Annotated in this window: 11 protein-coding genes; 4 read left to right on the top strand and 7 right to left on the bottom strand. The window is 33.8% G+C overall.

Annotated elements, in window-relative coordinates; genetic code table 11:
- Positions 1 to 21: 21 nt before the first annotated feature.
- Together ACF91D_RS07845 and ACF91D_RS07850 are read left to right on the top strand one after the other, a co-directional pair.
- Positions 22 to 795, top strand: a complete 774-nt coding sequence (locus ACF91D_RS07845) for a threonine/serine exporter family protein (protein WP_107512329.1) — start codon at positions 22 to 24, stop codon at positions 793 to 795.
- A gap of 11 nt (positions 796 to 806) precedes the next feature.
- A complete protein-coding gene (locus ACF91D_RS07850; RefSeq protein ID WP_042738069.1) occupies positions 807 to 1,265 on the top strand; it encodes a threonine/serine exporter family protein in 459 nt (152 codons plus the stop codon).
- A gap of 337 nt (positions 1,266 to 1,602) precedes the next feature.
- Here ACF91D_RS07850 and ACF91D_RS07855 read toward each other — a convergent pair whose 3' ends face one another.
- The 6 genes from ACF91D_RS07855 to ACF91D_RS07880 all read right to left on the bottom strand — a co-directional run bounded on the left by ACF91D_RS07855 (position 1,603) and on the right by ACF91D_RS07880 (position 6,727).
- Positions 1,603 to 3,000, bottom strand: a complete 1,398-nt coding sequence (locus tag ACF91D_RS07855; RefSeq protein ID WP_107527375.1) for a DHA2 family efflux MFS transporter permease subunit — start codon at positions 2,998 to 3,000, stop codon at positions 1,603 to 1,605.
- A 120-nt stretch (positions 3,001 to 3,120) separates the two neighbouring features.
- Positions 3,121 to 3,576 (bottom strand): MarR family transcriptional regulator, encoded by a 456-nt coding sequence (locus ACF91D_RS07860; RefSeq protein ID WP_107527374.1) that lies wholly within the window; start codon positions 3,574 to 3,576, stop codon positions 3,121 to 3,123.
- Between the two features lie 178 nt (positions 3,577 to 3,754).
- Entirely contained in the window at positions 3,755 to 5,242 is a 1,488-nt protein-coding gene (locus ACF91D_RS07865) for an APC family permease (protein WP_107527373.1), read from the bottom strand.
- A 54-nt stretch (positions 5,243 to 5,296) separates the two neighbouring features.
- A complete protein-coding gene (locus ACF91D_RS07870; protein WP_107512341.1) occupies positions 5,297 to 5,659 on the bottom strand; it encodes a DUF423 domain-containing protein in 363 nt (120 codons plus the stop codon).
- A gap of 24 nt (positions 5,660 to 5,683) precedes the next feature.
- Positions 5,684 to 6,067 (bottom strand): DUF5327 family protein, encoded by a 384-nt coding sequence (locus tag ACF91D_RS07875; protein ID WP_107527372.1) that lies wholly within the window; start codon positions 6,065 to 6,067, stop codon positions 5,684 to 5,686.
- A gap of 3 nt (positions 6,068 to 6,070) precedes the next feature.
- Positions 6,071 to 6,727, bottom strand: a complete 657-nt coding sequence (locus tag ACF91D_RS07880) for a uracil-DNA glycosylase (protein ID WP_107527371.1) — start codon at positions 6,725 to 6,727, stop codon at positions 6,071 to 6,073.
- A gap of 169 nt (positions 6,728 to 6,896) precedes the next feature.
- Here ACF91D_RS07880 and thiD point away from each other — a divergent pair, with 169 nt between their 5' ends.
- Together thiD and vraX are read left to right on the top strand one after the other, a co-directional pair.
- On the top strand, positions 6,897 to 7,727 hold the full coding sequence (gene thiD, locus ACF91D_RS07885) for a bifunctional hydroxymethylpyrimidine kinase/phosphomethylpyrimidine kinase (RefSeq protein WP_042738062.1): 831 nt from the start codon (positions 6,897 to 6,899) through the stop codon (positions 7,725 to 7,727).
- A 340-nt stretch (positions 7,728 to 8,067) separates the two neighbouring features.
- Entirely contained in the window at positions 8,068 to 8,238 is a 171-nt protein-coding gene (gene vraX / locus ACF91D_RS07890; RefSeq protein WP_042738061.1) for a C1q-binding complement inhibitor VraX, read from the top strand.
- A 706-nt stretch (positions 8,239 to 8,944) separates the two neighbouring features.
- Here the strand turns inward: vraX and ACF91D_RS07895 are convergent.
- Positions 8,945 to 10,357 carry an MFS transporter gene (locus ACF91D_RS07895; protein WP_107527370.1) on the bottom strand — a complete coding sequence of 471 codons (1,413 nt, stop codon included), beginning with the start codon at positions 10,355 to 10,357 and terminating at the stop codon, positions 8,945 to 8,947.
- Between the last annotated feature and the right edge of the window lie 111 nt (positions 10,358 to 10,468).

Raw genomic sequence — 10,468 nt, forward strand, 5'->3', positions numbered from 1 at the left:
ATCTTACTTACTGGTGATCTAATGACAAATTATTCTCAAACTATTGACAGTTATGATGAAAAGCTGGCCAAAGATATTATCGTCTTGGCTGGTAGAATATTGCTTGAGTCTGGCGCTGAGGGATCTCGTGTCGAAGATACAATGACCTATATTGCTCATACACTTGGTTATACCGAAAGTAATAGTTTCGTCACAAATACTGTTATAAATTTTATGCTACATGATGAAACCTATCCAAGAATTTTCAGGATAAAAACAAGAGATACAAATTTACATAGAATATCTGAAACCAATAGAATTTCTAGACGTTTAGCCAGTGGCGATATATCAGCTGAAGATGCTTATCAAGCACTAGGTAAAATTCGTACATCACAAAGCATTAACCATGATTTGCTGTTCAAATTTATCGCTGCCGCTATCATATCGGTAAGTTTCTTATATTTACAAGGAGGCCACTTTGTCGATGTAATTACAGCACTGGTTGCAGGTGCTTTTGGCTATTTAGTGGTTGAAGTGTTAGATCGTAAATTACAAGCACAATTTATTCCAGAATTTGCTGGTGCTATGGTTATTGGATTAATAACCGTTATAGGACGTGAATTATTCCCCGGTGGTTCCGGTGCAACAATCATAATTGCTGCTGTGATGCCAATCGTTCCAGGTGTATTGATAACCAATGCAATTCAAGATTTATTTGGTGGACATATGTTAATGTTTACGACCAAATCACTTGAAGCACTGGTCACTGCATTTGGTATCGGCGCGGGTGTTGGTACGATTCTCATAATTTTTTAGGAGTAATGTCTATGTTTTGGATATTAAATTTAGTATTTAGCTATACTGCTTCATTGTTTTTTGGAGTCATTTTCGATGTACCGAAGCGCTTGTATAACACGGTCGGCTTCGTTGGTGCAAGTGGTTGGATGATTTACACATTATTCTATGAAACCTTTGAATTACATACTATTTATTCTAGTTTCTTCGGCAGCTTAGTCTTAGGAATTCTCAGTCATATTATGGCACGAGTTAAAAAGGAACCAGTGATTCTCTTTATGATTCCTGGTATCATCCCTCTCGTTCCAGGAGGCTTGGCATTCGATGCAACGAAAAACCTTGTATTATTAGAATTTAGTAAAGCCATCAATACGATGTTAGAAGTTACGTTAATCGCTGGTGCCATTGCACTTGGTTTATTATTTGCAGATCACTTCTTTAAACTGATATTATCTGACAAATACAAACTCAGTCGCCACCGTAAACCTTAATACTTATACTCGCTTTCTAAATAGCGTTCATCGCTCACATGTGCCAGATTATATAATAGTTATTAACCTATAAATGTTTGAACTATAATTTCCAATTTCAATAATAGAAAACTATGTCTTGTTGGAATAATTCTCTTTTTATATAAAATCATAATTTTTCAATAGCTATTTTGGCAAGACAGCTACGATAAAAATACTAGTCAAATAGCAAGGGTACAACGCCTTATCAATAAAGCAAACCAACTATAAAAATATTATTTATTCTACGACCCATAAATGCGTTTATTTTCATTTATGGGTTATTTTTCAAGATTTATTTACAGTATATGTTTTTACATTATGTGTTGCTGTTCTCTTTTACACCTTCAATCATCCATGTCGGTATAAAGAGCAATAGGAATAGTACAAATGTTACGAAGAAAGCAACATGAAATGCTTGTAATTGATTTTGCAATAGTTGAGACATACTACTTACTAATGTTGATAGGATGGCAGCTCCGAAGCTCGCGCCCACATTCTCAATCATACTAATACCTACACCTGCTTCAGATAACTGGTGATCCTCCAAACCTTGGTAAGCATTTGTTGTAAAGGGCAACATAATACCGCCTACACATAATCCGCGAATGAATAATGCCACTTCAAAATAAATTATCGGTGTGTTTACAGACATAACAACAAACGGAATCGTAGACACAATAGAACAAACCAGGCTAATCATTAAAATTACTTTAACTCCATATTTATCAGCTAAAATACCAATAAACGGTCTAGCAATTAACATACCTAATCCTTGTGGAATCAATGCAATAGAAATACCAACTGTATTATAATCATTTAAATTGGCAATAAATAATGGAAATATGATCATCGGACCTAAAATGGCACAATTAGCAATAAATAAACCCATTGTCGAGCTTAAAAAATTACGTTTTTTAAACAAAGTTGTAGGTAAAATGGTCTGATAATTTCTAACTTTATTGTAATAACCATAACTCCATATCAGTATGATAGTTATTAGTGCAAATATAATAGTCACTCGGTTGATTAAACTTTGCTGGCTTGTTGCTTGTGTTATACATAACATAGTAGACAAACAAATCAATGTTAATAATAATATGCCTATCTTATCAAACCCTTTTTCTTTATTAAAAGGTTCAAAGTTAGGCAAAAAATAAATTAAAATGGGCACAATGACGACCATAATATATACATTAATATAAAAAATCCACTGCCAGTTTGCATATTCAACAATCATACCTCCTAATATTGGACCTAACATAGGCCCTAAAATCATTGGTGTCGTTACTATTGCAATGATTCTGTTTAAATAGGATTGATCAGTAACTTTCACTAAAAGTGTCATCATTAAGGTAGAAATAATGCCTCCGCTTAATCCTTGGAATACTCTAAATAGAATAAATAGTTGTACCGTCCCACTTAATGCCACACATAATGACATCACAGCAAATACAATTAATGCATATATATAAATCCACTTACTATTAAATTGATTCATTAACCATCCTGCAATAGGTACCGCTATTCCAATTGCGAGTGTATAGCCAGTAATACCCCATTGTATAGTCTTGAGCGTTGCATTAAAGTCGTGTGTTAAGTCTGAAATAGCAATGTTTATCATAGTAGCATCAAGCATTGGTGCAATGGCACCTAATACGATCAACCAAGCCATTAACATCATATGTCGTGGTATCTTCTTTAATGATTGCGTCATCCTGCAACCTCCTTATTGTTTCTCAGGAAACAATATACCTCTATTTTGTTTCCTCGTCAACAATAAATGTAAATAAAATGAACTCAATCATTGTTCAATTGAGTTCATGACCTTAGTTTATTAATTTCTGTCGTTTATTTCTTTCGTTAAATGCGCATTATACTTACTTAAAAAATCTAACATTACATCATACGCTTCATCAGTTACGGTATCAAATACTGGTTTATCACGTTCTCTAAATTTATTATGTAATGATGCATGAAGCACAGCCACTTCTTGTCCTTTATCAGTTAATTGAAAATAAATTTCTTTTTTGTTCTGTGTTTCTCTAAAACTTTCTATAGCACCTTTGTCGATTAATTTTTTAGTCAATTTACTAATCGCTCCACGAGTCATAAAAAGCTTTTTCGATAATTTACTTACATTAGGCTTATTCAACTTATCAATCGCATCAATACAATGCACTTCAGTTGGTGTATAACCCTTTAAATGTTCTTCCATTACAGGTTTATTAAGCCACACGATCTTATCATATACTTCCTTGATATCATTTAATAACTGTTCTGACTTATCCATGATATCACTCCTTTTCTACTCTACATAAACAATCACCATTAGCTTACTAACAATATATCATATCATATACCTCAAACATAAAAATCCTTACATCAATCAATATGATGTAAGGATTTTTATGTTTCGCCAAAAAGACAAATAAAATAATGTAATTTGCATTTATTATAACTAAAAAATATTATTGATTTACTTTAGTTGACTTATTTTCATTAATTAAATCTACCAACTCGTCTTCAGTTCGATTTAAAATAAGTTGACTCAATTTGTCATTATCCATCTGTTTCAATTTAGGATAACGGACAAAGAAGAAAATCAAACCAATGACCAACCAACCGGCTAAAGCAATATATGAAGGTATCGATAACGATGCCGGTGAGCCTGGAATCAATAATAAGCATAAGAATATAAATGAAACAATCGTTCCTAAAATAGCAAAGGTCTTGTAAATTGGCCCATAAGTATTGCTCGCTTTGTTATAGCTAAATAACTTAGCAGCTGATAAACAAGTTATAAAATATGCTATAGAAACACCTGTTGAAGACATATCTACAATCCATGTTAAAGCTGTTCTACCCAGCCATGGTGCAATTAAAGTAATTGTTACTAAAAAGATAATTGCTACATATGGTGTTTTAAAACGTGGATGCAGTTTACTAAACACAGTTGGCATGATACCTGCACGTCCCATTGAGAATAGCAATCGACTTGAACTCATTAAGAATCCATTAAGTCCAGTAAAGATTCCCATTATAATGGCGATTGCAAGTATTGCTAAGCCAATATAACCAAAGGCCTCTTGTGTTACTGCACCTGTTAACCATAAATTACCGTTTAAACTTTTACTTGATGTACTTAACCATCCAGTAAAGAAAATCATTACAACATAAGTGATTGCGGCAGCTAACAAGCTATAGACAATTAATTTAAATGTCTTGTTTGGAGAGAAATTAAATTCTTCAGCCGTCTGTGGTATGTTGTCAAATCCTACATATGCCCATGGCGCAACTGCTACGATTGCAACAATCGATGTTAACCACCCTGAATGCTCGTTAGTAAGTGGCTGTAAATTCTCTAATGAAAAGTTATTGCCAAAGAAAGAGCCGAAGAATAATAATAAAATTGTGATAACCATTGCGACACAGAAATAATATTGTAGCGAACCTGATACGCTAGCACCTACAATAGCTATAAACATAAACACAATTAATAATAGTGATGCAATAATAATTTCAGTTATGTAAACATCCCATCCAGCTACCGTATAAAGCTTGCCCGTTTTCAATACATCAGGCAATAGGAACTTAATTAATAAGCTAAAGGCTGTCGCATTTAAGGCAACAACACAGATATAACCAAAGGTTAAGAACCATGATGAGAAGAAACTAACATATCTACCAAATCCTAAAAAACTAAAGGCAAATGCACCACCAGAAACAGGAAATCGTTCTACTAAAGCACCATAACTAACTGCAATAAGTATCATTAGTAAGGCACCAATGACTAAACCAATCGCACTAGACACAGGACCAGATTTAGCAATCCAATCTCCTGGTAGGATAAATGCACCCCAACCTATACAAGAACCGTAAGCAATTGCCCAAACAAATTTTTCAGACAAGTTCTGCTTTAAGTCCCCTCTATCTACTTGCACATCTTTTTTATCCATAAATAAAATTCACCTCATGGAATGTATTTAACCACAAGATGAATTCTTAAACAATTATAATTTAACTGTTGCAATAATTAACATTAACCAACCTACTATAAACAATACGCCACCAATTGGAGTAATTGCACCTAATATACGTATTTGCGTCAATGCTAATATATATAATGAGCCACTGAAAAATACAATACCGAAGAACATCAACCAACCAGCCCAATTAACGTTAATTGAAGTCGTACCACTAATAATACCAATCGCTAATAATCCTAAACCATGATACATTTGATACGTTGTAGCCTTCTCCCAAACTGACATATATTTAGCTGACAATTTGTTTTCCAATCCATGGGCTCCAAATGCCCCCGTACCAACTGCCATCATCGCATTTAAAGCACCTAATATAATAAATAATTTCATCATGTTTGCTATATCCCTTCTATATTAAAAGTCAAAAATAGATTCGCCATTACCTAATTCATCATCAGTAACCATTCGATTTCCTGACACAGCGTTATCACTTGTCGTCGTTTGTTGCTTTGATGGTACATGACCACCCATCGCCTTCAACTCAGCCATTGATATTTCATCGCTCTTCGGTTGATTCGTTGTTACCGATGTATTTGATTGTGATAATCCTTGTGAATGTGCAGATTTAGATAATACCTGTCGTTGCTCATAGAATGATACATTGTTCGAATCACTTGTTACAAGTTCTGTCAATGTACGTATTGCATAGATATGTTTTTCAAATTCAACTTTACTACTCGCTTCATCAGCTTGCACAAGCTCTTGTTCAATAAGTTGAATTACTTTTTCCTTTTCCATATATTATTCCTCACCTTCACACCAGTTAACTGGACTAATTCCATGTGACTCAAGATATGCGTTCACTTGTGAATATGGTTTCGAACCAAAGAATCCTCTATATGCTGATAATGGGCTCGGATGGGGCGCTGTGATTACATGATGTTTCTCTGTATCAATTAGTTTGATCTTTTGTTGTGCAGGTTTCCCCCACAATACGAATACTACGTTCGATAAATAGTGAGATACTGCAGCTATTACTTCATCCGTAAATACTTCCCAACCAATATCTTTATGTGAATGCGCTTCGCCTTGGCGAACTGTTAATACCGTGTTTAATAATAATACACCCTCTCTCGCCCAATCTTGTAAGTGCGGAGAGTTTCTGTGGCAGCCAATGTCATCTTCTAATTCTTTATACATATTTCTCAACGATGGTGGAAATTTAGCATTGGGTTGTACTGAAAAAGCTAACCCGTGTGCTTGATTTGGTCCATGATAAGGATCTTGACCTAAAATAACTACCTTTACTCGCTCAAAAGGTGTTAAATCAAAGGCTTGGTATATGTCTTTTCTATCTGGATAAACGATTTGTGTCGTATATTCATTTTCCAAAAAATCATGCATCGCTTGAAAGTCGTGTTTTGTCGTAATTTCATGAAATATATCGGACCATTCCATATAGTGAATCACCTCATTGTATATATTAACATATAGCAAACTTCTACGTTACTACTACATCTATTAAACTCATTTAAACAATCCATAGATTATATAAATTCTCATTATTTAGAATAGTCGACAATCGTGGTATGATATTATCATATAAAAATATAGGGAGTGAACTTCAATGGCTTTAAAGAAAACACTAACAATTGCTGGTTCTGATACAAGTGCTGGTGCAGGTATGCAAGCAGACTTGAAAACATTTCAAGAGTTAGATACTTATGGCATGGTGGCGTTGACTTCTATCGTGACTATGGATACAAAAACATGGTCTCATGATGTTACACCATTGCCATTTGATGTATTTGAAAAGCAACTTGCAACTGCTATCTCTATTGGACCTGATGCAGTCAAAACAGGGATGTTAGGAACTGAAGAAATTATCAAACGTGCCGGTGAAGCATTTGTTGAATCAGGTGCTGACTATTTTGTCGTAGATCCAGTTATGGTTTGTAAAGGGGAAAATGAAGTACTAAATCCTGGGAATACAGATGCAATGATTAAGTACTTGTTACCAAAGGCAACTGTAGTGACACCAAACTTATTTGAAGCGGGTCAATTAGCCAACTTAGGTACATTGACTTCAATCGAGGACATGAAAGAAGCAGCTAAAATTATTCATGACCACGGAGCACAACACGTTATCATCAAAGGTGGTAAGGCTTTAGATCAAGATAAATCTTATGATTTATACTTTGATGGCGATAAATTCTATCAATTATCTACAGATATGTTCCAACAAAGTTACAATCATGGGGCTGGTTGTACTTTTGCTGCAGCAACAACTGCTTATTTAGCAAATGGCAAATCACCTCGTGAAGCAGTTATCGCTGCTAAAGCATTTGTAGCATCTGCAATTAAACATGGTTGGAAGATGAATGAATTCGTCGGACCTGTAGATCATGGTGCTTATAACCGTATCGAACATATTGATATCGATGTAACCGAAGTTTAAAGTCGCTTTAGAACGATATACAATCTCTCAAAGGTAGTTGCATACTCGCTATGCAATTACCTTTTTTGTTTGTGTCCATTTTTTCTTCAACTCATGGCTGCATTATTATATAGAAGGAACTCATGCTAATTTTTTCCCATAGACACTAAATTCATCATTTTAAATCCCTGCATAAATGCCATCAATGTTAGTGTCTGACATACCTTAAATATAGTTAACATGAACTTAACATTCTAGTACGACAATAGTCTGAATTAAAGTTGATACTACAGACTCATGATAAATATAACGTATTATATTACTATATTAAGTGTAGAGAGACAAAGGAGGGAATTACAACATGATTATCTACAAACAGACAATCGAAAATGGAAACCCAATTTATGAAATTATCACCAAGACCTTTAAATCGATAACTGTTAAATTTGATGAGAACTTTAGTAAAAACGAATTATATAAGTTACTCTCTCTACTTGAAGGTGATGTTGATAGTATGAAATTAAGCTATTAATCACATGATTGAACGAACATCAAAGACTAAACAGATAAAGCTCGATGAACAAATTCAGAAGAACATAAATAACTACCCCAAAAAAATATGAAGTTAAAACTCAAAAGTATGATTAAAGTTGTCCCCTTTAGTCTACTTTGCATAAAACATTCCTAAAAACACTCACCCTAATTGGCATAACACCCATTCGACCAAAGATTGTCCCCTTTGTCACTTGGAGAGCAGCTCGAAGTATTGTCGTTAACACATGTTATGCCAATAGAACAAGGAGGTTGTCATATGACAACCTCCTTGTTTTTTGCTCTTTAGTTAATTTAAATAAATATTCGTTAAGTTCGACACCTTATACTTCAAATAACTCGATTTACCAAAGTATGTATCATACACATTTCCGCTTACAATCGAAAGAGAATCGGTCATTCTATTCCTTTCGGTCTGACATCCATACCACACATATCTACTTAAATTAGAAAGCCATTTCTAAGAAATCAAGCTCATAAAACATAGTAGAGAATAGAAAAACACTCAGATAAATTGGATGAATTTATCTGAGTGCTATAGTTCTGAAATTTACAATCCAGAATCTCTTTTATTCAGTATAGTGCGATATTCCATGTACTTATTTTTTCATTCTTAATATTTCAATGTCCTAGACATGAAACAATTAAAAGTATATATTATTCGAATACTATTTTAATTCTTGTAATTAAACACGTTTGTCTTTAGCCCACCATAATGCTTTTTCTGGGTTGTTGGCATAATATTCATATTCTTTATCATTTTGTACGTTTGGATAAGAACCTTTTAATGATTTACCTGCCGTACTTACATGTAATAATGAAATTACAATTATTCCAACGACACTTATTGCTGCTAAATAATAAGCTGGAGATAATGGATCTCCCGTTTTCGCTACTAATGAAGAAGCGATTAATGGCGTTGTACCACCAAATAATGATACAGATACGTTAAACGTTACAGCTAAAGTTCTATATCTAATATGTGTATAGAACATTGTTGGTAAAGAACCAGGCATCGTCGCTTCATACGTAGATAAGAAGAAACCTAGAATAAAGATACCGATGATAATCAATACTAATGATTTAGATTGGAAGAATGAGAACGATACAACACTAAACAATGCTGTTCCGATTAATCCAATTAAGAATACTTTCTTTTCACCAATCTTATCGGCAACTCTACCAAACATTAACGCTAATGGAATCATAATCGCCATTACAATCGTAATTAAAAATGAAACAGTTGTGCTATCAAGTTTAATTATTTCTTGTAAATATGAAGGCATATATGAAGTTACCATATAGTTAGTACAGTTGAAGAATGCAACTGCTACAAAACAAACAAGAATATCTTTATAGTAATATCTTAAGATTGTAAAGAAACGAATGTTGTCTCTTTTCGGTTGTGTCGCAACATCATTTTCATATACCGGTGACTCTTCTAATCGTCTTCTTAAATAGAAACCAAAGATACCTAAGAATAGTCCAAGTATAAATGGAATTCTCCAACCCCAAGATGCCATTTGTTGATCATCTAAGAAGAAGAATAATAAACCACTTAAAACCGAAGCTGCTATGTAACCAGATAAAGTACCAATTTCTAGTCCACAACCAAGTGTATTTCTTTTATTATCAGGTGAAGATTCCGCTACGTACACCATCGCACCTGCATATTCTCCACCAGTTGAAAATCCTTGTAACACCCTACCAAATAACAGTAGTATAGGTGCCCAAACACCAATTTGATCATATGTAGGTAATAATCCGATTAACAATGTTGAAAATGCCATCATGATAATCGTGGTTGTTAATACTACCTTTCTACCATACTTATCCCCGATAATACCAAAGATGATACCACCAACAGGTCTAAGTAAAAATGCAATTGCAAACGTTGCAAAGGTAAAAATAGTTTTGAGTTGATCATTTTCTACCGAACTGAAAAAGTTTTGTCCGATTATAACTGCTAAATAAGAATACAAACCAAAGTCAAACCACTCCATCGCATTACCAACACCAGTGGCAAATACGGTTTTTTTGGCTGCTTTAGGATCTACCTTATTTATGTTACTTTTATCAAAATCCTTATCATAATCCATGAACATGTCACTCCCCTTAACATGTTATATTATTATACGTAGTTAATCTATTTTGTCAAATTGAATACAATTCTCTAATTTCCTATTTTTTATTTTTATTCATTTTGCAAT

Source organism: Staphylococcus sp. 231237_7MaSpsaltlick, from assembly GCF_043107035.1.

Bases quoted from the DNA above. Each gene is read 5' to 3' on its own strand.
- ACF91D_RS07865 (WP_107527373.1), bottom strand. From the start codon at position 5,242: ATGGATAAAAAAGATGTGCAAGTAGATAGAGGGGACTTAAAGCAGAAC.
- ACF91D_RS07895 (WP_107527370.1), bottom strand. From the start codon at position 10,357: ATGGATTATGATAAGGATTTTGATAAAAGTAACATAAATAAGGTAGAT.
- ACF91D_RS07850 (WP_042738069.1), top strand. From the start codon at position 807: ATGTTTTGGATATTAAATTTAGTATTTAGCTATACTGCTTCATTGTTT.
- ACF91D_RS07845 (WP_107512329.1), top strand. From the start codon at position 22: ATGACAAATTATTCTCAAACTATTGACAGTTATGATGAAAAGCTGGCC.
- ACF91D_RS07855 (WP_107527375.1), bottom strand. From the start codon at position 3,000: ATGACGCAATCATTAAAGAAGATACCACGACATATGATGTTAATGGCT.
- ACF91D_RS07880 (WP_107527371.1), bottom strand. From the start codon at position 6,727: ATGGAATGGTCCGATATATTTCATGAAATTACGACAAAACACGACTTT.
- ACF91D_RS07875 (WP_107527372.1), bottom strand. From the start codon at position 6,067: ATGGAAAAGGAAAAAGTAATTCAACTTATTGAACAAGAGCTTGTGCAA.
- vraX (WP_042738061.1), top strand. From the start codon at position 8,068: ATGATTATCTACAAACAGACAATCGAAAATGGAAACCCAATTTATGAA.
- ACF91D_RS07870 (WP_107512341.1), bottom strand. From the start codon at position 5,659: ATGAAATTATTTATTATATTAGGTGCTTTAAATGCGATGATGGCAGTT.
- thiD (WP_042738062.1), top strand. From the start codon at position 6,897: ATGGCTTTAAAGAAAACACTAACAATTGCTGGTTCTGATACAAGTGCT.
- ACF91D_RS07860 (WP_107527374.1), bottom strand. From the start codon at position 3,576: ATGGATAAGTCAGAACAGTTATTAAATGATATCAAGGAAGTATATGAT.